Origin of the sequence: Devosia sp., from assembly GCF_028290645.1 — a bacterium.
Classification (GTDB): Bacteria; Pseudomonadota; Alphaproteobacteria; order Rhizobiales; family Devosiaceae; genus Devosia_A.
On record NZ_JAQGJL010000183.1, the window covers coordinates 1 to 23,973 of the forward strand.

Here is a 23,973-nt window from a genome sequence, read left to right on the forward strand (position 1 = left end):
TTCCTGCGCGACGCCGAGGTCGACGCGAAAGCAATACACGTCGAGGCCGATGGGGGCCGGGTCCTGCTGAGCGGGTCGGTGCGCAGCTGGGCGGAGCGCAAGGCGGCGGAAGACACCGCCCGGCGCACCCCGGGCGTCACGACGGTCGAAAACAGGATCGTCATAAGCGTGACGAGCCAAGGCGCACCATCATGACAGCCGCCACTTTGCTGCCCCTCAATGCACCCTTGCTCGGCGCTCTCGTCCCCGCCTCGTGGGTGGACGCGCATACCCCCGTCTTAGGCGGAACACTCCTCGTTCTCGCCTTCAGGCTCAGGAGGCACCGCGGTGAGATTCCGCAACGGGCTGCCCCTGCCCGAGCCGCCTGAGCCGCGCGTCCGCGGGTAACCCTGCCCGCGGACGCTTTTTCCCTACATCAACATGGTCCTGCGATGCCCCAGATTCTGTCTCCCGGTACCAAGGCGCCGGACTTCACGCTCCCGGTAACGCCAGATCAGCGGCTGTCATTGTCCGAGCTGGCGGGGCGCCGGGTGATCCTCACCTTCTATCCGGCCGACTGGAGCCCGGTTTGCGGCGATCAGATTGACCTGTACAACCAGATCATTGGCGAATTTCGCCGGCGCGGCGCGGAGCTTCTCGGCATTTCGGTGGATGGCACATGGTGCCACCAGGCATATGCGAAAGAGCGGAACCTGCACTTTCCATTGCTCGCCGATTTCCATCCCAAGGGCCAGGTAGCACAGGCCTATGGCTGCTACCTGGATGACGTCGGGGAGGCCGGCAGGGCCCTGTTCCTGATCGACGAGCAGGGCATGATTGTCTGGAGCTACCTGTCGCCGATTGGCGTCAACCCTGGCGCCGACGGGATCCTCGACGCACTCGATGAAATGCCAAACGCGGAGAGTCTCGATGTCGAAACTAAGAGTGCCCGTAAGCGCGCGTGACCACATTTCCGGTGGCCGCAACGCCATCGTGACGCTGGTCGAATACGGCGACTACGAATGTCCCCATTGTGGCGCCGCACAGCCCAACGTGCATCGGGTTCAGGCGCAGTTCGGCGACCGGCTGGCCTTCGTGTTCCGGCATTTCCCGCTGACCGAGATTCATCCACACGCCCTCGACGCCGCACAGACCGCGGAATTCGCCGGCGATCACGGGCAGTTCTGGGCCATGCACGATGCGATCTTCCGCAACCAGCGCGTCTTGAGCCAGACGACGCTGTTTGCGCTGGCCACCTCGCTCGGGCTCTCCCATGTAGATCTGCGCGATGCCATCCAGCGTGGCCGCTATCTGGACAAGATCAATGAAGACTTCATGGGCGGGATCCGCAGTGGCGTGAACGGAACGCCCACCTTCTTCATCAACGGCGAACGCTACAACGGCAACTACCTCGCGCCCAGTCTCATCACCGCGATCAACGCCGAGATGCACGCGGCAGTTGGCCAAAGCTGACAGCGGTCAACGCCCCGCACCGGGAGCCGACCTAAGCTTGCACAGGTTGGCGGTCCAACGCATCGGCGTCACCGCCGGCGGCATCAGAGAAGCGGGAGCAAACCAGGCAATTCAACCAGGGCGCGCAGCAGCGCTAGCCCAAGCTACGACATAGCGCCGCCTCCTCCCCCCGGCGCTGTGGCGGCGGTCGAGGCAATGCTTCGGCCGCCGCAGCCCGCTTTGGGGCGAGCGGTCAATGGCGAAACTCCATCGACAGGGCGATCCACTCTGGCGTGCACGATGGTCGAATTTGGCGGCCCAAAACCAGGAGTCAATGAGATGTCTGACCTCGTCGTCATCATCTACCCAAATGAACAGAAGGCGGAAGAAATCCGGCAGAAACTGCTGGATCTGCAAAGAGAGTACCTCATCGAGCTAGAGGATGCGGTCATCGCCACCAATACGGGCCAGGGCCACGTCAAGCTAAACCAGCTACTCAACCCTACGGCCGCTGGCGCCCTCACCGGCAGCATGTGGGGCCTGCTCATCGGGGCACTGTTTCTGCTGCCTGTCGTAGGGCCCGCAATCGGCGCGATCTCGGGTGCCGCCCTCGGCGCAGCTTCCGGAGCCATCAGTGGCGCGCTCACCGATCTCGGCATCGACGATTCCTTCATGAAGGAGCTGGCGGCCAAACTGGCCCCCAACAGCTCGGCCCTGTTCCTGCTCATCCGCAAGGTGACGCTCGAGAAGATTCTCGACGCCATCCAAGGCACCGGCGGCGAAGTCATCAAGACCTCGCTGGACCCGGCGAAAGAGCAAGCGCTGCGCGACGCTTTGGCTCGCGCACCAGTGGTGGCGGCGGCGTGATCAGGCCCATGTTCCTGCTCCCATAGGGGCGCTACGGCGGCGCAGGTCGCGGGAGACGCAGCCGCCGGGCCACGGTATTAGAGAGAGATGCAGGCGGCCGCTAGCAGTGGGGATCGTTTGCGCTCTCTTACCTCCCGTTCACGCCCAGTACGGCTCGCCTTCTGCGCGATGCACCTTTAGGTATTCTTCGTCCAGCTCCACCCCGAGGCCCGGCGCGGTCGAGATCTTCATCCTGCCGTTCCTGATCTCGAGCGGGTTGGTCTTCGCCCAGGCGAGGCCGGTAGCGCCGCGCGTGCACTCGATGCGCGGGCAGTTGAAGATGGACGCTGCGAGCTGCTGGCTCGCCATGTTCAGCAACAGGCCGCTGACATTGTGCAGCGTGATCGGCGTGCGATAGAGCGCCGTGAGGTCGGCAATCGCCTTGGTGCCGGTGATGCCGCCGGAATAGACGATGTCGGGCTGGAGGCAATCGACGGCCTGGTTCTCGAGAAACGGCAAAGCCTGCTCGGGGAGTTCGATGTTCTCTCCGGTCATGATCGGCAGCCGGGTGGTGCGCCGGAGCGCCAGCCAGTTCTCGGAGAAACCGGGCTGGATCGGGTCCTCATAGTAGATCGGCTTGATCGGTTCGACCGCCTCGGCCACCGCGATGGCGCTCGGAATATCGAGCTCGCAGTGGCAGTGGACGATGATGTCGATATCGTCGCCCAGGTGCTCGCGCGCCAGCTCGTACGAGCGGCGGACCTTGCGGATATCGCCGGGCGAGAGACTCGGGACATACTCCTGCATATTGAGCCCGAGCGCCGAGTGGATATCGACCTTGAAGGTCCGGAACCCGTGAGGGTCGGCCTTCAGCTCGGCGGCACGGTCGGGCCAGGCCGCGGCATCGGTGAAGTCGCCCTGCGGGCAATGCGAATAGAGCTCGATGTCGTCGCGGAAACTGCCGCCGAGGAGTTTTGCCACTGGCTGGTTCAGAAGCTTGCCGGCAAGGTCCCAAAGCGCCATGTCGATGCCCGACAGCACCTGCATATGCGGCCGCCGCTGCGGGAAGGCGTAGAACATGTTGTGGTGATGGACCCGCACATTGAGCGGATCCTTGCCGATCAGCGCCAGGTGCGGCAGGCGCCCGCCGCCGGCCGCGTGGGTCTCGATGACCGAGCGGGCGATGGCCCCGCTGAGATGGCTGCACTCCCCGTAGCCGGAGACTCCGGCGTCGGTATCGACCCGGATGAGGCAGAAGCCGCTATCGAGCTGCATCGCCTTGATCGCGGTGATCCGCACGTTGCTACCAGCCGCGGCGACCGCGTAGGCTTTGTCCAGTCTGTTCATGGGGTGGCTCCTCGGGTCCAGCCCACTGCCTAGCGCGACCCCCGTCGCCGCGCCAAGGACCCGCCGTCGATTCGACCCAAGGCTGCCGTCGTCGCGTCATGCCGTTGCGGAATCGAGCCGCAATGGTGGCCGCGCCCTGCCCCACTGCTGACGGGATTGTTGTCATCCGCGCGGCGGCAGATTTATCCGGGCGCGGGGGATGGTGCCGGTCAGGCCGAGTTCGTCGAGGGCGCGGTTGATCTCGGAGGACGTGTACGGCTTCTCGAAGTAGCGCGCGCCGAGTGGCAGGTCGGGGATTTCCCCGGCCCGCGGCCGCGAGACGACGATGATTTCCAGCGTTGGCCAGCGGTTGCGCACCGTCTCGGCGAGGGCTGGCCCGTTGAGCGCGCCCGGCACGTCATACTCAATGAACGCCACGACGATCCCGGGACGGCTCTCGAGATGCGCCACCGCTTCGTCGGAACTGAAGGCGACAAGGGCTTCGAACCCCGCCGCTTCGAACAATTGCACTGCCCCAAGCATGATCATGGGTTCGTCCTCGACGACGAGGACCAGTGGCCGGCTGCTTCCGGTTGCTGACAATTATGGAGACCCGCATTTCTTCACCCAGTCGCACGGCGTTCTCAGGCGCCGTGCATTCGAACCGAAGGGCACACCCTTCGACTCGGCCCAAGCGAATCCTTTCGCGCAACGACGGCAAAAGCGCGACCAGCGGCGCAAACTCCCGTTCCGCGTGGCGGGTACGCGGAATTGCCCAGCGAATCCTCGCAGAATTAGATGCGTGATTGGATAAGGACTCGAGCGAACTCCCGGGAGGCCTTGCAATACATGGGCTTTTTTCCCCAGCCCGGCGAGCGGTCCAACCGCGGCAGGCGGAAAACTCGGCATTGTCATCGCATCGTCATCCGCCGCCGGACGCGCAGAAACTGCCCAAACTTTCATCACGCCGCCGTGAGCGCCAGAGCGAGGCACGGTTTTGCCGCATTGCGACCATGCTTCGGGCACGAATTGGAACAGCGGTCGGATAGCGGAATACCGCAGTCACTGTACGGTTTTGCGCTAGGGGACCCACAATGCTGCAATGAGATGACGGAACCCGGCCATGCGCCCAACGCATGGCTCCTATGACTCCTCACTGCTTCTCAGATTCCGGACCAGCGAACAGGCTTTCACGCATCGGATGGCGAGTATCGGCCGTCCCTCGGCAAGGATGCCAAAACTAAGCGTCAGTAGCGATCACTCCAGCGGTGGAGAGTACGTTCGATGTCACTTAGCGTAACGAGGCCAGCGAGCTTGTAGCTCGGCGTTCTGTACTCAGTAGCCATTCAATCAGCTCGCCCCTCGGGTGAGCACAATACTGCTCACACTTCTGAAAGAGGACTGTCGTGGCCAAAATCAGCGTCTTTGGAATTGGATATGTCGGGGTCGTCTCCGCTGCGTGCCTTGCGGATGACGGCCACGAGGTAGTCGCCGTCGACCTCGACCCAGCAAAGGTGAGCGCAGTCAACTCCGGCATCTCGCCGATAGTTGAAAACGGGCTCGATGAGATCATCGCCCGTGCCGTGGCCTCGGGGCGGCTGCGCGCTACGACTGACGGCCAGCAGGCGGTGCTCGACACCGATGCCAGCTTCGTCTGCGTCGGCACGCCGAGCGACGACAGCGGCGCCGTGGGGCTCAAATACGTAAAGGGCGTCTGCGCCGATATCGGGCAGGCGATCAAGCACAAGCAGAGCTTCCACTCGGTGATCATCCGCTCGACAATCGTGCCCGGCACCATGGACCAGACCTGCATCCCGGTGCTCGAAGAAGCCTCCGGCATGGTTGCCGGCCAGGATTTCGGCGTCGGCTACTACCCCGAGTTCCTGCGCGAGAGCACCGCGATCGCCGACTACTACGATCCGGGCCTCATCGTCTTCGGCGCGCTCGAGCCGCGCACAGAGGCGATCCTCAAGGACATCAACGCCAAGATGCCCGTGCCCTCGCACGTGGTGACGCTGAAGACCGCCGAGGCGGTGAAGTACGCCTCGAACTCCTGGCGCGCCGTGAAGGTCACCTTCGCCAACGAGATCGGCAACATTGCCAAGGCCTCGGGCGTCGACGGCCAGCAGGTGATGAAGCTCATCTGCGCCGACACCAAGGTCAACATCTCCCCCTACTTCATGAAACCCGGCTTCGCCTTCGGCGGCTCGTGCCTCCCCAAGGACGTGCGCGCCCTGCAGCACCTCGCCGCCAGGAAGGGCGTGACGTCGCCGCTGTTGGATGCGGTGCTGGTGGCCAATGCTGCGCAGATCGACCGGGCTGAGACGATGGTCGCCAACTCCGGCGCCAGGTCGGTCGGGCTGGTCGGCATCGCGTTCAAGCCGGGCACCGACGATCTGCGCGAAAGCCCGCTGGCCGAGCTCGCGAGCCGGCTCATCTCGAAGGGCGTGGAGCTCAGAATCTACGATCCGTACGTGTCCCAGGCCGTCGCCGGCGGCGTCAGCGCCATGGGCCGCGGCAATGACGTTGTACCGGACCTGCCGTCGCGGCTCGTCGGCAAGATCGAGGACCTCATCGCCTCGTCCGACCTCATCCTCGTGGGCAACCGCTACGAGGAGACCATCGCGCCGCTCAACTCGGTGAGCGAGTACCGCTCGCTGGTCGACCTCACGCGGATCAACACCGCGCTCCGCTCCAACGGTACCTACGAAGGCATCTGCTGGTAAGCCATGAACCTCTTCGCGCACGGTATCTACATCCTCTCTGTGGCGGCGATCGCCAGCACTGTGCCGTCCACTGCCTTCTCCGGCGGCGCCGGGGTGTTCCTGACGCTCGGCGTGATCGGGCTCTGGCGCTACAGCTGGGCGTTCGTCAACTTCGCCCGTGCGCATTTCTATATCCGCATCGCATACCCTCGGCGGCGCGCTGCCGCCGAGGCGCTCTACAGCCAGCGCCGCCCGGCCCACGCCTTCTTCCTCGCCACCAGCTACAAGATCGAGGCGGCGATTACGACGCGCGTCTATCGCTCCATCTTCCAGGCAGCCCGTCGCTCGCCCGGCGGCTCGACCGTAGTCGCCTCGGTGGTCGACGTCGCCGATGAGCGACTGATCCGGGCGGTCGCAGCACAGGTCCTCGCCGGTATCGACACCGTCGAGGTGGTGATCGACCGCATCGACGGCACCGGCAAGCGCGATGCGCTCGCCACCTCGCTCCGCTCCATCGCCCGCCGCTATCCGAGTTCCGACGATGTGGTGCTGCTGATCGACGGCGACACCCAGATCCCGGCCGATATCGTCGAGCGCGCCGCCCCGTTCTTTGCCGGCGGCAAGGTAGGGGCGCTGACCACGCACGAGCGTGCCGAGATCGACGACGCCCCGCTGTTCCGCGACTGGTTCAAGCTCCGCTTCACGCAGCGCCAGATGATGATGTCGGCGGTAGCGCTCGGCGGGCGCGTGCTGACCCTCACCGGCCGCATGTCGGTGTTCCGCGCCGATCTCGCCACCAACCCGGAATTCATCGCCTCGGTCGAGCAGGACTATATCGACCACTGGCGCCTGGGCCGGGTGAAGTTCCTCACCGGCGACGACAAGTCGACCTGGTTCTGGCTGCTCAAGAACGGCTACGAGATGGCCTACCTGCCGGATGTCGCCTGCGTCTCGATGGAGACCCAGCCAAAACCCGGCTTCGTCGAAAGCGCCGTGACGCTGATGCGCCGCTGGTTCGGCAACATGCTGCGGACCAACGCGCGGGCGCTCGCGTTGAGCCCCACCAGGATCGGCTTCTTCGCCTGGTGGTCGATCCTCGACCAGCGCGTCTCGATGTGGACGACGCTCACCGCGCCGGTCGGCATCGTGCTGTTCTCGATCTTCGTCGATCCGCTGATAGCGGTGGCCTACATCGCGTGGGTGATGGCAACGCGCTACGCCTATTGCTGGCTGCTCGCCACCTTCGGCGGACCGTTCCCGATCACCTACCCGTTCCTGCTCTATTTCGGCCAGCTGTTCGGCGCCGCGATCAAGACCTCGGTCATGTTCCGCCTCGACCGCCAGCGCTGGACCCGCCAGTCGACCTCGATCGGGGGCGCCGTCGGCGCCGCCGGACGGATCCGCTCCCTGACCTCCGGCTACATGCACGTGCTCGCCCTGGGCCTGCTGGTAGCCGGCGTCATCTTCGTCACGGGGCTCCTCAGCCCCTTCCCGATCCATGCCAACTGAGGGCTCAACCCCAATGACCGAAGCGCATGCAGAAATCGACAAGCCAAAAGTCGCGGCAAGCAGAAGCGCGCCCTCGCCGGAATACGCCGGGCATAGCGAGCACCCGGTCATCCGGATGCCTTTCAACGTGGTCATCAACGGCAGGGTTTTCGCCGGCCAGGGCCTGTCGATCGTCGGGGCGGAAGCGACCGGGCTGATCGACCCGCAGCTGCACGGCCGTGTGCAACTGGTGACGCTGGCGTTCAACTTCCCGGGCTACTCGATCAGCCTGCCGGTGGATGCGGCCATCGGTGCAGGTTCGCCGGAGGCCGGCACCGTGACGCTCAGGTTCCTCGAGCCCACCGGGCCGCATCTGCCGCAGCTCAGATACATCCTCAATGCCTTTGTCGGCGGCGACCTGATCGGCGTCGACGGGGTGATCCGCACCGCGGAGAAGGCTGAGACGGTACGTGCCGAGGCGCCGAAACTGAAGCCTTCAGCCGCGCAAGGGGTGATGACGGGGCTCCGCTGGGGCGCCTTTGCGGGCCTCGGCCTGCTGCTGGTCGGGTTCGTCGGGGTGAAGCTCTACGAGCGGCTGTTCGTCGTGCCGGTTACCGGGCTTTCCACCGTGACGCTCGACGGCATGGATCTGAGGGCAATCAGCCCGGGCCAGCTCGATTTCGTCAACCCTGCGGCGGTGAAGGGCGATATCGCCTTCGCCATCCGGACCACTTCCGGCGAAGTGCTGGCGGTATCGATGCCCTGCGACTGCGTCGTCGCGCCGGGATCGGCCGAGAGCGGCGCCACGGTGCTCGCCGGCGACACGGTAATGACCGTCGCGCCGACCGATGCGCCGGTGGTGATCTCATCCAAGGTGGATGGCAACGGCCTCAGGATGCTCGCGTCGGGCGCCCATGCCGAGGTGCACCTGCCGAACGGCACATCCACCAACGCCATGCTCGACGCCAAGGAATTGCCGGGACTTCTGCGCAGCGCGACGGACGGCGCGGCTATCCCGGTGACGCTGGTGCCCGCAACCGCGCTCGAGCCGAGCACGGTGGGGACACCGGTGGAAGTGCTGATCAAATCCGACCCGCTGGCGGCGGTGGGACGGTTCTTCTCATTCAACGGACAGGCGAACGGGGGCCACTAACATGCACGCCATCCATCCAGTCATTCTCTGCGGAGGCGTGGGAACGCGGCTTTGGCCGCTATCCCGCAGCCAGCAGCCCAAACAGTTCCAGCCGATCGACCACGAGGGTTCGATCACCTTCTTCCAGACCACGGTGCAGCGGCACCGGGGCGACCTGTTCCATGACCCGGTCGTCTCGGTCGCGGCCGGGCACCTGGGCACAGTGCGTCGCCAACTGCGCGATGTGCAGCGCAATGCGCGGATCATCGCCGAGCCGGTGGCGCGGAATACCGGCCCGGCCGTGCTTTCGGCGGCATTGCTGATCGCCCGCACGGATCCCGACGCAGTGATCCTGATCTGCCCCTCGGATCACGTGATCGAGGGCGACCTCAACTCCCGCATCCGCGAGTCCTGGAAGGCGGCGGCGGACGGGCTGATCGTCACCTTCGGGATCAAGCCGCGCTACAACGAGACCGGCTACGGCTACATCATCGACGGCGGCGAGTACTCGAACTACCGCGGGGTGCACCGGGCCGAGAGGTTCATCGAGAAGCCCAATGCGCAGACCGCGCAGGGTCTGATCGAGACCGGCCTCGCCTACTGGGCCTCGGGCATTTCGCTCATGCGGGCCGACACGGTGATCGAGGAATATCGCCGGTTTGACCCGGTGACGTTCGGGGCGGTCAGCGCTTCGCTCGCCAATGCCGGGAACGAAGAGGGTGCGCTTCTCCTCGAGGAGGCGAGCTTTGGTTCGGCCGAGAGCCTGCCGACCGAACGCGCAGTATTCGAGAAATCGAAGACCGTGGCGCTGGCCCCGGCCGAAGTGGACTGGGACGATGTGGGCGCCTGGGCGGCGTTCCACACCATCGGCAAGAAGTCCGACGACAACAACGTCGTCAGCGGCGACGTGATGATGGTCAATTCCAGGGACACCTATGTCCGTGGTTCCGACCGGCTGGTCGCCGTGGTGGGCGTCGACAACCTCGTCGTCGTCGATACCCACGATGCGCTGCTGGTCACCACCCGCGACCAGTCGCAGGACGTCAAGAAGATCGTCGAGCAGCTCAAGGCACAGAACCGCCGCGAAGCCGAGGATCATTCGTTCGGCGCCACCGACTGGGGCAAGCAGGGCAAGCTCGCTTCGGGCGCCGGCTACATGCTGCGGCACCTGACGGTGAACCCCGGCGCCACCCTGCCGGTCGAAAGTGGCTCGCAGTTCCGCCGGTTGATGGTCGTCGCCTCGGGTGGCGGCATGCTGCAGATGGGCAGCCTCCGCCGCGAGATCCGCGCCGGCGCCACCTTCGAGATCGGCCCCGAGCAGACGGCCAACGTCATCAATGACGGTACCGGCCCGATGCAGGTCATCGAGGTCGCCTGCCATGTGGACGGTCCCCTGACGCATCTCACCCCGCTGCTGGAACTGGCAGCGGTGGCCGACGGGAGCCGCGAACATGCGTAAGGCGTGGGTCCGCGCAAGTCTGGTCGCCGTGGCCTGCTGTCTCCCCCTGACCGCCACGGGGGCCGACTACGCGCGGACCCTCGCCTACGAAAAGACCGTCGCCGCCCTCGCGGCGATGGTCGAGGCCGGCCGCCCCGCCCGCGACCTCCACGAGGCGGCCGCCTCACTCGGTTTCAGCTTCACGCCGGCCGAGCAGGCGACGGCGCGGCCTGCGACGCTCAGCCAGGTGAAGCTCAGCGTGGTGTCGATTGACCTGGTGCTGAGCCAGCTCGCGTTGCAGTCCGGTGCCAACTATCACGTGGCGCTGCGCCAGGCGCAGGCGAGGGCCGAAGTGCTGCTGCTCGAGGCGGGCGTCACCAGCCTGGCGCAGCTCTACGAGGCGACCAACAAGGCCAACCTGTCCGGGCTGATCGACAAGACCGATGCCGGATATGTCGCGCACCTGCCGATCGTGGTGTGGAATGGTGCGACGCTGGCGCTGCAGCCGGGCGAGACGCTGCTGCTCGACCGCTCGACCGGAGCATTCCTGCTCGCCTCGGGGCACTTGGTCGGGGATGGCGCCGCCGTCAGGGGGACGGGGGAGGTCAATCCGCGCCTCAAGGATTTCAACCCGTTCGTCGTGGTCGCGCTCTCGGGCAGCGCACGGCTGGAGCGTATGACGTTTGCCGATCTGGGCTACGGGCTGTTCCCGCCGCTGACCGGGGTCACCATTCTCGAAAGCGGCTTCTTCGCCAAGCCGTCGCCCTCGGTTGTACGCGACAGCCGGTTCGACCGGGTCGGTACGCTGGCGCTGCTCGACGCGGACGGGGCGATCGTCGACGGCAACGTCTTCGGCCCCTCTTCCGGCCCCGCGGTGCTGCTGAGCGGCGGCACCGATATTCTCGCGCGCGGCAATGTCGTGCTGGCCGGGGCCGACGCGCACGGGATCAAGGTCACCGCCGGCGCCAAGTCGGTCGAGCTTTCGGGCAATATCGTCATCGACGCCGGCCTCAACGGCATCTTTGCCGATGGGGGAGCGGCGAACCTCACCATCGACGACAACCTCGTCGCCGGCAGCCAGCGTTCGGGCGTCTCGATTGCGTCGGCCGACTGCGTCGCGGTCGGCGGCAACCTCTTGCTGCAGAACGCCCAGTCCGGGCTCGCGGTCAGCGACAGCGCCGGGCTCGCGGTCACTGCCAACCGGCTGATCGACAACGGCAATGCCGGGATCAGCGTCACCCACCAGCCGGACTACGGCGTCATCGAGATCGCGTCGAACGAACTCGACGGCAACCGCGTCGGCATCAAGGGCTCGACCACCGCGCGGCTCGCCTTCGCCATGAACGACTTTTCCGCCCAGGCGCCGCGGCTGCTCGATGGCGAGCTGGTGCAGTTCACCGACCGCTTCTTCAACCTCAGCGCCACCGACGGCACCCCGACGATCATCGACGGGCTGCAGCTCAAGTCCGGCGCCAAGCTCACACCCACCGGCGCCCTGCGCCCGACAAGCTGTATCTTCGAGGGGGATGCCTGATGGTCTTTTCGTCCGAGACGTTCCTGTTCCTGTTCCTGCCGATCTTCCTCGCCGCGTACTACCTGACGCCGGAAAAGTACCGGAACATCACGCTGCTCATTGAATCGTACCTGTTCTACGGCTGGTGGCGCTTCGATTTCCTGGTGCTGCTCTGCGCCAACACGCTCTGGGCCTACGTGTTCTCGATCCTCGTCGAGAAGTACCAAGGCACGCCGCGCGCCAAGCTGCTGGTCGGCATCGGCGTTGCCGGGCACCTCGCGGTGCTGGGGACCTTCAAGTACCTCAACTTCTTCATCGACAGCTTCGCCAACCTCTGGGGCACGACGCCGGAGAACCTCGGGATCCATTGGCAGCTGCTGCTGCCGATCGGCATCTCGTTCTATGTCTTCCACTCGATCAGCTACCTCGTCGACGTCTATCGCGGCGACGCCAAGGTCTCGCGCAACATCGTCGATTTCGCCGCGTTCCTAGCGCTGTTCCCGCAGCTCGTGGCCGGCCCGATCCTGCGCTACAAGGACCTCGCCCCGCAGTTCGAGCACCGCGAGCATAGTTGGGAGCTGTTCAACGCCGGATGGCAGCGGTTCCTGATCGGGCTGTCGCTGAAGGTGCTGATCGCCGACAGCGTAGCGCCGCTGGCCGACGCCATGTTTTCGGTGCCCCACCCGACCATCGCCGAGTCCTGGCTGGGCGCCATCGCCTACACCATGCAGCTCTATTTCGACTTTGCCGGCTACTCGGCCATGGCGATCGGGCTGGCACTGATGATCGGCTTCCGCTTCGCCGAGAATTTCAACATGCCCTACATCAGCCGCTCGATCACCGAGTTCTGGCGCCGCTGGCATATCTCGCTCAGCACGTGGCTGCGCACCTATCTCTACATTCCGCTGGGCGGCAACCGGAAGGGTGTGGTTCGCACCTACGTCAACCTGTTCCTCGTGATGCTGCTTGGCGGGCTGTGGCACGGCGCCAATTTCACCTTCATCCTGTGGGGCGTGTGGCATGGCGGCATCCTCGTCATCGAGCGGCTCACCGGCTACGACGCCAAGGCGCCGAGCCTCTGGTGGAGCCTGCCGCTGACCTTCGTCGCGGTGGTCCTCGGCTGGGTGATGTTCCACGCCCCCGATGTCGGCCAGGCGTTCCAGATGTATGCCGGCATGTTCGGCTTCAACGGCCTCGGCATCCGGCCGGAGGTCGCATGGATGGTCAGCCGCGAGGCGCTGACGCTGCTCGTCGTCGCCATTGCGATCACCATCGCCGAACCGCGCATGCGGCACCTGTGGGAGCCGCAGATCACCGTCAATCCGGACGGCACCGCGACCGCAGCCGCCACCAGCCTCGTCAAGGCCGCCGGCCTCAGCGCGCTCGCCGTCCTCTGCCTGATGCGGCTCGCCGAGCAGACCTACTCGCCCTTCCTCTACTTCCAGTTCTGAGGCCGAAAATGCCCGCTACAGCCTTCAGCGCCAGATCGTTCGCCTCGGCCGCCCCGGCCTTCGCCCTGCCCGTGCTGTTCCTCGGCTACGCGGTGATCGCCAACTACGAGTTCGTCACCGGCCTCGGCCGCGACATCGCCGAGCTGCCGAAATCGGCCTCGGCCTATCTCAACGGCGAGGCCGCGATCCAGATCGACACCTACTACAAGAAGATCATGCCGCACCGCCTGCCCTCGATCGACGCGATGGGCGCGGCCCGTTACCTCGCCTTCCGCGAGGGACGTCCCGGGGTGGTCGTCGGCGATGACGGCTGGCTGTTTTCGAAGGAAGAATTCGAGGCGACTCTGAAGCGCACCCCCGATCTGGCCGAGGCAGTGGCCGGGGTGGCGGAAGTTCATGACCTATTGGCAGCCAAAGGCATCGAACTCGTTGTCGTTCCAGTGCCTGCCAAGGCGGATATCTACCGCGAACACGTGAGCTACGCCGCGGTCCCCACCGATCTCGAGCGGCTCTACGAGGACTTCCGAACCGTCCTCGACAACGCTGGAATCCGCACCATCGAAACCCGCGCACCGCTCCTCGAAGCCAAGGCGGAAGGTCAGCTGTTCCTCACCACGGACACCCACTGGACCCCGCTCGGGGCCGAGGTGGTGGCTGACGCGGTCGGTAAGGCACTGGGAAAACGCGATATTTCGTACACCATCGCCGACGTCGCTCCCGTGGAGCGGGAAGGCGACCTTTCGAAATTCATCGTCACCGGCGGGTTGGCACCACTCGTCGGCCTGGGTCCGGAGACTGTCGTACCGCGCGAGGCTGTCGCCCCCCCTGATGCCGCGCCCGCCGACATCTTCGGACCCTCAGCCATTCCGTTCGTGCTCACCGGCACCAGCTACAGCGCCAACCCGCAATGGAGTTTCGGCGAGAGCCTCAAGGTCTCGCTCGGCTCGGACGTCCTCAACCTCGCGGAAGAGGGCAAGGGCCCGGTGGCACCGATGTGGGCTTTCCTCGAGAGCGACACGCTGCGCGACACTCCACCGGAGGTGGTGATCTGGGAGTTCCCGGTGCGCTATCTCGGCCAGCCCAGGCTCTGGGAGACGCAGCCGGCACAGGAGGCAAAGGAATGATCCGCCTCCCCGCGCTCGTCGTCCTGCTCTCGTTGGCCGCGGCTGCGCCGGCCAGCGCTGCCTGCATGGTGCGCGTGCCCGTCTCCCTCGGCAGCAGCTCGGAGCACGCCGGACCGGCCGTTCCGTGCAGCCCCAAGGAGGCAGCGGCCCGGGCCAAGCCACGCGCTCACAAGGCGGTCGATCCGCTGAAGCTGATCCGGAACCGGATGATTGCGGGCAAGGAGGTCAGCTACAAGGAGATGCAGCGGCTGGCCGATGCCGGCGATGACCTGGCGCAGTTCAATCTGGCCAGGCGTATCGAGGAAGAGAATGACCCGGGGACGGTAGCCAGGGCCGCCCGCTATTACCGCATGGCCGCCGAGAACGGCCGCAGCTCGGCGCTGAAGCCCTTGATCCGGCTGCTCAACGCAGGGGCGCTCGATGAAGAGCCCAAGAACCTCGCCCTGGCCCGGGACGTGCTCGAAAAGCTCACCGCCAAAGGCGATGCGGTGGCCCGGGACGGGCTGATCGCCATGTACCGCGCCGGCACCCCGTTCGGGCTCGACCTCGCGCATGCGGACGAGCTGCTGGTCGCATCCGCCGAGGGCGGCGACAGCAAGGCGGCGCTCGATCTCGCCTTTGCGCTTCTCAGTGGTGCGCCGGAGCCGGCAGAGATCGAAGCGGCCAAGGGCTACCTCAAGATCGCCGCTGCCTCCGAGACGCTCAACATCCGGACCATGGCGGAGAACCTGCTCCGCACGCTCGAACCCCAGCTCACCGCCTCGACGGAGACAGTGCAATGACCAAGACCCTGCTGCTCGGCGCGGCCCTAGCCGCCGTGCTTTCGGCGAGCCCGGCGCTCGCCGCCAATTCGGCCTTCGGCTGCAATCATCTCGAGGACAACCCCACCCTGCCCTCGGTCGAAGGCAAGGACGGGTTCTTCTTTCGCATCTTCGCTGATTTGCGCATGCAGCACCCGTTCACCGAGGACACCACGATCCAGATGGGACAGCTTGCCGAGGCGCTGAAGGCGCACGGCACGACCATGCTCTACGTCCCGATCCCGACCAAGAGCGTGACGCTCCCGACCTTCCTGCCCGACGAAGCCAAGCTCTTCGGCTTCGACGAGAACGTGGCGACGGCGGTCTACGAGGACCAGGTCAAGCGGCTCAACGAGAAGGGCGTGATCGCGGTCGACCTGTTGTCGGCTTTGCGCACCACCGATGCCAGCAACCCCCCGTTCTTCCGTTCGGATTTCCACTGGACCTCGAAAGGCGCCGAAACGGCGGCGCAGCTGATCGGCGGGATGATCAAGCAGCTGCCGGGCTACGCCGACGTGAAGCCCGTCACCTACGAAACCAAGGCGACGGGGGCGGAACTGGCCGTCTCGAGCATGCGGCGCGCGCTGCAGGAGTTCTGCGTGCTCAGCCTGCCGCCGGTGATCAGCACCGCCTACCAAACGGTTGAAGTCGCCAGCGCCGATGCCAGCCTCGATATCTTCGGCGATAGCGGGGCCGCCGATCCAGGCGCCACCAACGACGAAATCGCACTGGTCGGCACCAGCTTCTCGGATGCGCTGGTCCCGAACTTCTCGGGCTTTCTCGCGCAGTATTCGAGCCTGCCGGTTGCCAACATGGCGATCACCGGCGGCAACCAGTTCGGCGCCATCACCTCGTATCTCACTTCACGCGAGTTCCAGGCCCGTCGCCCCAAGTTCCTCGTCTGGGAGAACCCGATCTACAACAACCTCGCCCAGTTCGGCACCGGCTCGATGACCGAGCTGATCGCTGCGGCGCGGAGCGACTGCAAGCCGGTCGGAACCGCTCCGGTGGTCGATGCTAGCAAGGGGCTGTACGAGGCCGATCTGACCGGCACCGCCATCACCCCGAACCAGGTGCTGCTTGCCGATGCCGGGGACAACGGCAGCCGCGACGCGGTGCTGGATTTCCAGAGCATCGACGGGCGCACCTTCACCCGCGAAGTGCATCGCGGCGACCGCTTCCGCGGCACCGGCCGCTTTTTCATCCCGCTCGAATCCCTCGACAGCCTCGAACTCTCGAAGGTCTCGATCAAGTTCGATCGCCTGTCGGAGAAGACGGCGGCGATATCCCTCTGCAACACCTAGGAAGGAGAGCCCATATGCTGCGCTCAACCCCCAAACTCATCGCCATCGCCAGCCTGATGCTGCTCAGCGCCGCGCCCGTCGCGTTCGCGCAGGACGACGGGCTCTACGATGCGCCGGTCGATCCGAACTCGGCATTCGTCCGCGTGCTGGTGCCTGGGGCCGCCGTGGCGGTGGTCAACGGCACCACTGTCGACGACGTCACCGACGGGCTCTCGGCCTATGTGAACGTGCAGCCGGGCGACATCCCGGTCTCGGCGGGTGACCTCGCCGGTTCGATCGCCGCGGCGCCGGGCGCCTACTACACCTATGCGTGGAGTGTCGAAGGCGAGCCGCTGGTGCTCGAGGACCAGCCGGCGAGCGATCCGAGCAAGGCGACGGTGTACTTCTACAATCTCTCCGATCTCACCAGTGTCGACCTGTTCGTGCCCTCGGCGAAGGTCAAGGCGATCGAGGCGGTTGCGGGCGATACCGGCAAGTCTGTCGCACTCAAGGCCCCCCTCACGCTCGATTTCGAGGTGCAGGCCGATGGTGCGGCCAAGGCCACCGTCGCCTCGCTCGATCTCAAGCGTCGCGGCGGCGTCTCGATCATCTTCACCGGATCGAACGGCAGCTACACCGCCACCGCCGTCGAGAACGCGTTCTTCCGCGCGCAGTAAGCGCCAATCGGAGGCAAACATGCCCGCTCCCGTCCCCCGCCTCATCGCCGCAGCCCTCCTGCTCGGCGTCAGCTTTGCGACCCCCACCCTGGCCGCGCCTGTCGAGGTGACGTTCCTGCCGCCGGAGATTCCGGCGCAGGAGGTCTGCGTCGCCAAGAAGGCCGATCCCGACGTGGTGGCGCGCTGGCAGGCGTGGGACGGGACGTCCGTCCCGGAGGGCGACCCCGACCAGGTGCTGCGCGATGCGCGGCGGCTTCGCGATCTCAACGCGACCGGCAATTTCGAGCTGGTCGACAAGATGCTGATGGTGGTCGCCAGGATGCCGGCGCCCAAGGTGCCGGACACGGCTATCGACCGGATCAACCTCTACCTCAAGGCCGGCAAGGTACCGCAGCTGAGGGAGACAGGAGTCATCGACGGTCTCGAGGCCAATGCCGGCAGCCTCGCGCCCAAGGCATTGAACCTGCTCTCGACGCTTTATCTGGATGGGCTGGTGGTCAAGAAGGACAAGGCGAAGGGTCTCGACTACCTGACCCGCGCAGCGATGGGCGGCAATGCCGACGCACTGCTCCGCCTCGCCTCGATGAATATCGGGGGCGAACAGGTGCCCGGATGGGAGCTCGATCCCAAGCTTGCGGTGACGATGGCGTTCGGCGCGCTGGTCGGCAAGCTCGATCCGGAGATCTGCGACCGCATCGGCCGCATCGCCCGAGAGTACTCCAAGGGGCTCGTGGTCAAGCAGGACCACCAGATCGCCGAGCAGTGGCTGCGGCTTGCCGCCGATCTGGGGGACGCCAGCGCAGCCTGGAAGGTCGCTCAGCTCCACCTGGCAAGCGAACTGATCGTAAAGAACAACGACAACCTGCTGAAATACCTGAACCTCGCCGCGGATCGCGGGGTAGCGGCGGCGCAGGTCGAACTGGGCAAGTTCTACGAGGCCGGCGCGTTGCTGCCGGAGGATCCGAACCGGGCCGAGTCCCTCTACCGGCAAGCCTCGCAGCTGGGCAGCCGCAATGCCTTGTTCCGGCTGGCGACGCTGCTCGAAACCGAGCAGGCCATCCCGGACAAGAAGGAGGCGTTCAAGGGGACGCTGACGCAGCTGGTCGGCATGCCGCAGCCGCCGGGCTGGGCCTTCTCCAAGCTTGCCAAGCTGGTGCTGCAGGAGAAGGGCCGCTGGGCCGGCGAGGCGGAGGCCAAGGCGTTGCTCGAGAAGGGCGTTGCCCTCGAGGACGCCGACTCGGCGCAGGAACTGGCGTTCATCCTGCTGCGCCACCGCGACGAGCCGGGCGTGTTCGAGCGGGCGACCGAACTGCTCGGCTTTGCCGTCACCTATGCGGGCAAGATCGACCCGATGACCGACTTGCGACAGGCCTATCTCTGCCGCGCTCCCAAGGGCGCCGACATGCGCCTCGCGAGCTTCTGGCAGCGGACCGAAGACGCGGCCGGCAATTCCACCGCCTTCATGGATTCCGACGAGATCGGCGCTCTCAACCCCGAGGCCGACCCGATCGGTCTCGCAAAACTGCAGACGCACGCGCTATATGGACGCCCCAACTCGGTCGCCTACTATGTGGACTATCTCAGCCGGAACGGCGCCAGCCCCGAGATGCTGGCGTTCTGGCAGTCGCGCATCGATCCCGACGCGGCGACAGTGGACGCGCTGGCGCGCCATCGCCTGAGCGTATCGCCGACACCGGAGGTGATCGAAGAGACCATCGCGGCGCTGAAACAGGCGCGCGCCGACGGGTTGCCGCGTGCCGCGGTCGATCTCGGCTCGGTGCTGCTCGACTACTTCCCCAACGACGCTGGGAAGCGCCAGGAGGCCATCGGCTATCTTACCGAGGCCGCGCAGCAGGGCCTGGGCGACGCTATCCTGAGGCTGTTGCCCATCATGCAGGCGGACGGCGTCACCAGTACCGAACTCCTCGCGCGTTACAACAAGGCGATCGAGGAGCGCGGCGACGCCGACGCGCTGATCTTTGCCGCATCCAATACCAAGGATGAGGCGCAGCGGCACGATTACCTCTATCGCGCGGCGAGCGTCGTCGACTGCACCTTCGAGAACACCATCAAGCTCGCCGGCGCGTTCGTCGCAACGGCCGACGACGCCGAGACCGAGCACTGGCTGCAAGTCAGCCTGCGGCTTGCAGGCGAAGACGGCTGGCGCCACACCGCCATCGCCGATCGCTACATGGCGATGGGCGGCCAGGAGCGGGCCAAGACCGCCATCGAACTGTTCGAGCAGGCCGTGGCAATGGGCGACGATACGGCGGTGAGCCGGCTGGTGAAGATCTACGCCGACCCCGACAGCGAGGACTATGCCCCGACCAAGGCGGTGGCGATGTTCAAGCGGATGATCGACGATGCCCCGGTGGCCGATCTCGGGAACATCCGCGAAAAGGTGCTCAAGGCGCCGCCAGCGATCCAGACGGCGGTGATGGAGGAGGTCGACTGGTCGTCGCGCTACGCGGCGGCGGCAGCCTCCGGCGATGCCGTGGCGATGCGCGAGCTGGCGCTCTACCTGCGAGCAACCGGCACGAGCGTGGCGGAAGCGCGCGATGCCAGCACATGGTTGAAGCGGGCTGCCGATGCGGGAGACGCCGTCGCCATGGTGGAACTCGCCAAGGCCTATGCGATGGGCATCGGCATCGAGCCGTCGATCCAGCAGGCGACGGTCCTGCTCAAGGACGCGGCGGGGCTGGGCAACTCCGAAGCGCAGCGGCTGCTCGCCTCGATGGCGGTGGAGAACTGATATGCGAAGTGCTCTCGGCATCGCGACCGCGATGACGCTGCTCCTCGGCGCGACCTCTCCACGCGCCGGGGAGAACCCTTTCGCCTGCCCCGCGGCCCCCGCGCCGGTGGTCGCGCTGACCTTCGGCAGCCGCTACACCGACGACAGCAAGACCCGATCCGACATCGACGAGGTCTCGAACGCCGAGGTCGACCTAGCGCTGCAGCCGGTCGAGAGATTCATCGGGGAGCTGATGAAGATGGCCAATACCGCGCTGGTCGACGGCGACAAGGCGCGAGCCGGGTGCGTGCTCGACTGGCTCGACCAATGGGCCAGCGCCGGTGCGCTCAGCGACCTCCAGACGCTGAACGTCAAGCTCGCCATCCCGGCGCGCTATGCCGGGCTCGCGATTGCCTTGCTGCAGGCGGAGACCGCCGGCCCGCTCGACGCGCACAAGCGGCAGCGAGTGGTCGAGTGGCTTACCGATGCGGCGAAAGCGATGGAGCAGTTCTTCGAAACCGAAGCGCCGCCCAACGCCAGGAAGGCGAACCTGCGCGCCTGGGCTGGGCTTGCCGCGGCGGCGATCGGCCGGCTGAACGAGGATAGCGCCATGCTCGATTGGGCGAAGGGCAGCTTCGAGCTCGTCACCTGCCAGGCCTCGCCGGATGGCAGCCTGCCGCTGGAGATGAACCGGGCCGACAAGGCGCTGAACTACCAGTTGCACGCCACGGCGCCGCTGATCGTCACCGCCGACCTGCTCAAGTTCACCGGCTATGACGGCTATGCGGCCTGCGACGGCAAGCTGAGCACCATCGCGGCCTTCAGTCTCGCCGCGGCCGAGGATCCGGCGATCGTCGAGAAGGTCAATGGCAAGGAGCAGACGTTCCAGACCGGCAAGCAGGCGCTGGAGCCGTTCATGCTCGCCTGGGTGGAGCCCCTCCTCCGCCACAGCCCCAACGCAGCGACCGATTCATTCGTCGAGGACTTCCGGCCACTTGCCCATGCCAAGCTCGGCGGTAATCTCACCCGGCTCGGCGACTGGGTCGCCCGTCTGCCGTCATCAACTAGTTAACCCTTCCGGCCAAATGAAGGCCCGGCCGCCTCGATAGTCGCGGCCGGGCGCTTTTCATCTCCGGTTCAGATCGATAGCCTCAGAAGTGCGGTAGAAAACTGCGCTTGAAGCTCTGTTGCTTGGCCCACAGCGCGCTTTCCGAATGAAAGCGAAATTGTATCTTGTCCAAGAGGCACTCCTTAAAGGATTCTGCAGTAGCCCCGCGCCCGAGAAGTCGGGGGCTCGTCCGACTTCGCCGCTCCCTGACAGAAAGTGTGGCCGTGGTCCCTGCAGCTGGTGTGAGCGCGCCCGACGATCTGGGCGCGCGTTTCTCGTCCGTCCTCAGCAAACTCGAAGGTCGCAGCGTCAGCGCTGACGCCCTGTTCGATGCCCTGAAACTCGAGGCTCTCGACTGGGGCTTCGACACCGGCGTCGAGACCCGGCTCATCGACATGGACGAGAAGCCGATGACCGCCGATGAGGGCAAGGCGTAGGGCTCCTCGGCCGACGCCCGTGACATAGCAGCCCTACCAGTCTGTGGCCCAGCCCTGGTTCGCCGCTTCCGCGGATGACACCGGCGGCTGTGATGGACTGACGACCCCCTAGATCGAATACCCCGTGTCCCACTCGAACACCCGGGCGTAGAGATCGTCTGCCATCTGCACGGGATCCTGTAGCGCGCCGTGCAGTACGATGTCGGGCTTTTCGGGGGCTTCGTAGGGGCTTGAGATGCCGGTGAAATTCTTGATCTCGCCGCGGCGGGCCTTGGCGTAGAGGCCCTTGGGATCGCGGGCTTCGCAGACTTCGAGCGGGGTGTTGACGTAGACCTCGGTGAACTTGACGTCGCTCGCCACCTCGCGCGCCAGGCGGCGCTCGTTGCGGAACGGCGAGATGAACGAGACGATGACGATCAGCCCGGCATCCGCCATCAGGCGCGCCACCTCGGCGACGCGGCGAATGTTCTCGACGCGCGCCTCGTCGGTGAAGCCCAGGTCCTTGTTGAGGCCGTGGCGGACATTGTCGCCATCGAGGATGTAGGCGTGGCGGCCCTCGGCGGTGAGGCGCTTCTCGATGAGATTGGCGACGGTCGACTTGCCGGAGCCGGAGAGGCCGGTGAACCAGACGATCTGCGGCGTCTGGCCCTTCATCTCGGCGCGCACGCTGCGGTTGACGTCGAAGCTCTGGTAGCTGAGGTTCTGCGCGCGCCGCAGGCCGAACTCGATGACCCCGGCGCCCAGCGTGGCGTTCGAGATGCGGTCGATCAGGATGAAGCTGCCCGACTGCGCGTTGTCGCTGTAGCTGTCGAAGGCGATCGGCTTGTCGGTGGCGATGGTGACGGTGCCGACTTCGTTCAGTTCCAGGGTCTTGGCGGCGCTTTCTTCGAGCGTGTTGACGTTGGTCCTGAACTTGAGGCCGGTGATCGAGGCAGGCACCACCTGTGCGCCGAGCTTCAACAGGTACGAGCGGCCGGGAATGGCCTGCTCGTCGCTCATCCAGACGAGGCGCGCCTGGAACTGGTTGGAATAGTCCGGCACTTCGCCGGGGTGCACCAGGACGTCGCCGCGGGAGATGTCGACCTCGCGATCGAGCACCAGCGTTACCGCTTCGCCGGCAATGGCCTGGTGCTGGTCGCCGTCCATGGTGACGATGCGGGTGATCTTCGCGGGCTTGCGCGAGGCGGCAACGAGGATGTCGTCGCCGACCGTCACGGCGCCGGCGGAGACAGTGCCGGAGAAGCCGCGGAAATCGAGGTTGGGGCGGTTCACCCACTGCACCGGGAAGCGCAGGGGCCGCGCGACGCGATCGGTCGCGACCTCGATGCTCTCGAGGTAGGGCACGAGCTGTGGGCCCTTGTACCAGGCCGTATGCGGGCTCGGCTTCAGGATGTTGTCGCCCTTCAGCGCCGAGAGCGGGATGGCCTGGAGGGTCTCGAAGCCGAGGTCCCTCGCGAACTCGCGGTATTCGGCCTCGATGGCGTTGAAGACATCGGGGTGGTAGCCGACGAGATCGATCTTGTTGACCGCCAGCACCACGTGCTTCACGCCGATGAGGCTGAGGATGAAGCTGTGGCGGCGGGTCTGGGTGAGGACGCCCTTGCGCGCGTCGATCAGCACGATGCCGAGATCGGCGTTCGACGCGCCGGTCGCCATGTTGCGGGTGTACTGCTCGTGGCCCGGTGTGTCGGCGACGATGAACTTGCGCTAGTCGGTAGAGAAGAACCGGTAGGCGACGTCGATGGTGATGCCCTGCTCGCGCTCTGCAGTGAGGCCGTCGACGAGGAGCGAGAAGTCGATCCCTTCGTCGCCGGTGGTGCGGTTGCGGCTTTCCTTCCGGAGGCTGGCAAGCTGGTCGTCGAGGATGAGCTGGCTGTCATAGAGCAGCCGGCCGATCAGGGTGGACTTGCCATCATCGACCGAGCCGCAGGTGAGGAAGCGCAGCAGGCCCTTTTCGGTCTGCTCGGCGAGCCAGAGATCGAGTGTGGTTTCGGCGGAGAGGGCGGTCATGGGTACGCTGGCCATCAGAAGTACCCTTCCTGCTTCTTCTTTTCCATCGATCCGGCCTGGTCGCTGTCGATCAGCCGGCCTTCGCGCTCGGAGGTGCGGGAGGCCTGCATTTCCATGATGATGGAGGGCAGGTCCGCGGCGTCGGAGCGGATGCCGCCGGTCAGCGGATAGTCGCCCAGCGTCCGGAAGCGGACGATTTCCTCGCGCGGCGTTTCGCCCGGCTCGAAACGAAAGCGGTCGTCGTCGATCATGATCAGCGTGCCCATACGCTCGACCACCGGGCGCGGCCGGGCGAAGTAGAGCGGCGGGATCTCGATGCTTTCGGAATAGATGTAGGTCCAGATATCGAGCTCGGTCCAGTTCGAGATCGGGAATACGCGCATGCTCTCGCCGGGTGCGAGGCGGGTGTTGAAGATGCGCCTGAGGTCGGGGCGCTGGTTCTTGGGGTCCCAGGCGTGCTGGGCGTTGCGGTG

At 65.8% G+C, this 23,973-nt stretch carries 20 protein-coding genes and 1 pseudogene; 17 read left to right on the forward strand and 4 right to left on the reverse strand.

The genetic code is table 11. The annotated features are described in order from the left end of the window. From JWQ89_RS10090 to JWQ89_RS10105, 4 genes are all read left to right on the forward strand, one after another. Nucleotides 1-195 (forward strand): BON domain-containing protein (locus tag JWQ89_RS10090; RefSeq protein WP_299640634.1); only part of this gene is annotated, 195 nt, incomplete at its 5' end. 236 nt (nt 196-431) lie between these two features. Further along, nucleotides 432-944 carry a redoxin domain-containing protein gene (locus JWQ89_RS10095; RefSeq protein WP_299640635.1) on the forward strand — a complete coding sequence of 171 codons (513 nt, stop codon included), beginning with the start codon at nt 432-434 and terminating at the stop codon, nt 942-944. Then, nucleotides 910-1,452 (forward strand): DsbA family protein, encoded by a 543-nt coding sequence (locus JWQ89_RS10100; RefSeq protein ID WP_299640636.1) that lies wholly within the window; start codon nt 910-912, stop codon nt 1,450-1,452. Before JWQ89_RS10095 ends, JWQ89_RS10100 begins: the two co-directional genes overlap by 35 nt. 318 nt (nt 1,453-1,770) lie before the next feature. Continuing rightward, nucleotides 1,771-2,298: a DUF1269 domain-containing protein gene (locus tag JWQ89_RS10105; RefSeq protein WP_299640637.1), complete on the forward strand. Its 528-nt coding sequence runs from the start codon at nt 1,771-1,773 to the stop codon at nt 2,296-2,298. A gap of 138 nt (nt 2,299-2,436) precedes the next feature. On the opposite strand, the gene JWQ89_RS10110 is transcribed toward JWQ89_RS10105, so the two are convergent. Further along, nucleotides 2,437-3,624 (reverse strand): mandelate racemase/muconate lactonizing enzyme family protein, encoded by a 1,188-nt coding sequence (locus JWQ89_RS10110; RefSeq protein WP_299640638.1) that lies wholly within the window; start codon nt 3,622-3,624, stop codon nt 2,437-2,439. A 162-nt stretch (nt 3,625-3,786) separates the two neighbouring features. Next, nucleotides 3,787-4,206: a response regulator gene (locus JWQ89_RS10115; RefSeq protein ID WP_299640639.1), complete on the reverse strand. Its 420-nt coding sequence runs from the start codon at nt 4,204-4,206 to the stop codon at nt 3,787-3,789. 803 nt (nt 4,207-5,009) lie between these two features. Here JWQ89_RS10115 and JWQ89_RS10120 point away from each other — a divergent pair. The 13 genes from JWQ89_RS10120 to JWQ89_RS10180 all read left to right on the forward strand — a co-directional run bounded on the left by JWQ89_RS10120 (nt 5,010) and on the right by JWQ89_RS10180 (nt 21,490). Beyond that, nucleotides 5,010-6,329 carry a nucleotide sugar dehydrogenase gene (locus tag JWQ89_RS10120; RefSeq protein WP_299640641.1) on the forward strand — a complete coding sequence of 440 codons (1,320 nt, stop codon included), beginning with the start codon at nt 5,010-5,012 and terminating at the stop codon, nt 6,327-6,329. Between the two features lie 3 nt (nt 6,330-6,332). Beyond that, on the forward strand, nt 6,333-7,817 hold the full coding sequence (locus JWQ89_RS10125) for a glycosyltransferase (protein WP_299640642.1): 1,485 nt from the start codon (nt 6,333-6,335) through the stop codon (nt 7,815-7,817). 13 nt (nt 7,818-7,830) lie between these two features. Further along, entirely contained in the window at nt 7,831-8,949 is a 1,119-nt protein-coding gene (locus JWQ89_RS10130) for a hypothetical protein (RefSeq protein WP_299640644.1), read from the forward strand. Between the two features lies 1 nt (nt 8,950). After that, nucleotides 8,951-10,387, forward strand: a complete 1,437-nt coding sequence (locus tag JWQ89_RS10135; RefSeq protein ID WP_299640646.1) for a mannose-1-phosphate guanylyltransferase/mannose-6-phosphate isomerase — start codon at nt 8,951-8,953, stop codon at nt 10,385-10,387. Further along, nucleotides 10,380-11,900, forward strand: coding sequence for a right-handed parallel beta-helix repeat-containing protein (locus JWQ89_RS10140; RefSeq protein ID WP_299640647.1), 1,521 nt, complete (start codon nt 10,380-10,382; stop codon nt 11,898-11,900). The genes JWQ89_RS10135 and JWQ89_RS10140 overlap by 8 nt, the downstream gene beginning before the upstream one ends. Next, entirely contained in the window at nt 11,900-13,330 is a 1,431-nt protein-coding gene (locus tag JWQ89_RS10145) for an MBOAT family protein (protein ID WP_299640649.1), read from the forward strand. Before JWQ89_RS10140 ends, JWQ89_RS10145 begins: the two co-directional genes overlap by 1 nt. A gap of 8 nt (nt 13,331-13,338) precedes the next feature. Next, on the forward strand, nt 13,339-14,454 hold the full coding sequence (locus JWQ89_RS10150; RefSeq protein ID WP_299640651.1) for a hypothetical protein: 1,116 nt from the start codon (nt 13,339-13,341) through the stop codon (nt 14,452-14,454). Further along, entirely contained in the window at nt 14,451-15,236 is a 786-nt protein-coding gene (locus JWQ89_RS10155) for a hypothetical protein (protein ID WP_299640652.1), read from the forward strand. The genes JWQ89_RS10150 and JWQ89_RS10155 overlap by 4 nt, the downstream gene beginning before the upstream one ends. After that, nucleotides 15,233-16,558: an alginate biosynthesis protein gene (locus JWQ89_RS10160; protein ID WP_299640654.1), complete on the forward strand. Its 1,326-nt coding sequence runs from the start codon at nt 15,233-15,235 to the stop codon at nt 16,556-16,558. Before JWQ89_RS10155 ends, JWQ89_RS10160 begins: the two co-directional genes overlap by 4 nt. A 14-nt stretch (nt 16,559-16,572) precedes the next feature. Continuing rightward, on the forward strand, nt 16,573-17,214 hold the full coding sequence (locus tag JWQ89_RS10165; protein WP_299640656.1) for an alginate O-acetyltransferase AlgF: 642 nt from the start codon (nt 16,573-16,575) through the stop codon (nt 17,212-17,214). A 19-nt stretch (nt 17,215-17,233) separates the two neighbouring features. Then, the gene (locus JWQ89_RS10170; RefSeq protein ID WP_299640658.1) at nt 17,234-19,966 is read left to right on the forward strand and encodes a hypothetical protein; all 2,733 of its coding nucleotides are present in this window, start codon (nt 17,234-17,236) and stop codon (nt 19,964-19,966) included. A gap of 1 nt (nt 19,967) precedes the next feature. Further along, on the forward strand, nt 19,968-21,017 hold the full coding sequence (locus JWQ89_RS10175; protein ID WP_299640660.1) for an alginate lyase family protein: 1,050 nt from the start codon (nt 19,968-19,970) through the stop codon (nt 21,015-21,017). A gap of 278 nt (nt 21,018-21,295) precedes the next feature. Next, nucleotides 21,296-21,490, forward strand: coding sequence for a hypothetical protein (locus JWQ89_RS10180; protein WP_299640661.1), 195 nt, complete (start codon nt 21,296-21,298; stop codon nt 21,488-21,490). Between the two features lie 108 nt (nt 21,491-21,598). Here the strand turns inward: JWQ89_RS10180 and cysN are convergent. Together cysN and cysD are read right to left on the reverse strand one after the other, a co-directional pair. Beyond that, nucleotides 21,599-23,500 (reverse strand): annotated as a pseudogene (gene cysN / locus JWQ89_RS10185) (sulfate adenylyltransferase subunit CysN). Nucleotides 23,501-23,514: 14 nt separating this feature from the next. After that, nucleotides 23,515-23,973: sulfate adenylyltransferase subunit CysD (gene cysD, locus JWQ89_RS10190; protein ID WP_299640663.1), on the reverse strand; the 459-nt coding region annotated here is incomplete at its 5' end.

Bases quoted from the DNA above. Each gene is read 5' to 3' on its own strand.
- JWQ89_RS10100 (WP_299640636.1), top strand. From the start codon at position 910: ATGTCGAAACTAAGAGTGCCCGTAAGCGCGCGTGACCACATTTCCGGT.
- JWQ89_RS10135 (WP_299640646.1), top strand. From the start codon at position 8,951: ATGCACGCCATCCATCCAGTCATTCTCTGCGGAGGCGTGGGAACGCGG.
- JWQ89_RS10140 (WP_299640647.1), top strand. From the start codon at position 10,380: ATGCGTAAGGCGTGGGTCCGCGCAAGTCTGGTCGCCGTGGCCTGCTGT.
- JWQ89_RS10150 (WP_299640651.1), top strand. From the start codon at position 13,339: ATGCCCGCTACAGCCTTCAGCGCCAGATCGTTCGCCTCGGCCGCCCCG.
- JWQ89_RS10125 (WP_299640642.1), top strand. From the start codon at position 6,333: ATGAACCTCTTCGCGCACGGTATCTACATCCTCTCTGTGGCGGCGATC.
- JWQ89_RS10155 (WP_299640652.1), top strand. From the start codon at position 14,451: ATGATCCGCCTCCCCGCGCTCGTCGTCCTGCTCTCGTTGGCCGCGGCT.
- JWQ89_RS10170 (WP_299640658.1), top strand. From the start codon at position 17,234: ATGCCCGCTCCCGTCCCCCGCCTCATCGCCGCAGCCCTCCTGCTCGGC.
- JWQ89_RS10175 (WP_299640660.1), top strand. From the start codon at position 19,968: ATGCGAAGTGCTCTCGGCATCGCGACCGCGATGACGCTGCTCCTCGGC.
- JWQ89_RS10105 (WP_299640637.1), top strand. From the start codon at position 1,771: ATGTCTGACCTCGTCGTCATCATCTACCCAAATGAACAGAAGGCGGAA.
- JWQ89_RS10130 (WP_299640644.1), top strand. From the start codon at position 7,831: ATGACCGAAGCGCATGCAGAAATCGACAAGCCAAAAGTCGCGGCAAGC.
- JWQ89_RS10160 (WP_299640654.1), top strand. From the start codon at position 15,233: ATGACCAAGACCCTGCTGCTCGGCGCGGCCCTAGCCGCCGTGCTTTCG.
- JWQ89_RS10110 (WP_299640638.1), bottom strand. From the start codon at position 3,624: ATGAACAGACTGGACAAAGCCTACGCGGTCGCCGCGGCTGGTAGCAAC.
- JWQ89_RS10145 (WP_299640649.1), top strand. From the start codon at position 11,900: ATGGTCTTTTCGTCCGAGACGTTCCTGTTCCTGTTCCTGCCGATCTTC.
- JWQ89_RS10165 (WP_299640656.1), top strand. From the start codon at position 16,573: ATGCTGCGCTCAACCCCCAAACTCATCGCCATCGCCAGCCTGATGCTG.
- JWQ89_RS10095 (WP_299640635.1), top strand. From the start codon at position 432: ATGCCCCAGATTCTGTCTCCCGGTACCAAGGCGCCGGACTTCACGCTC.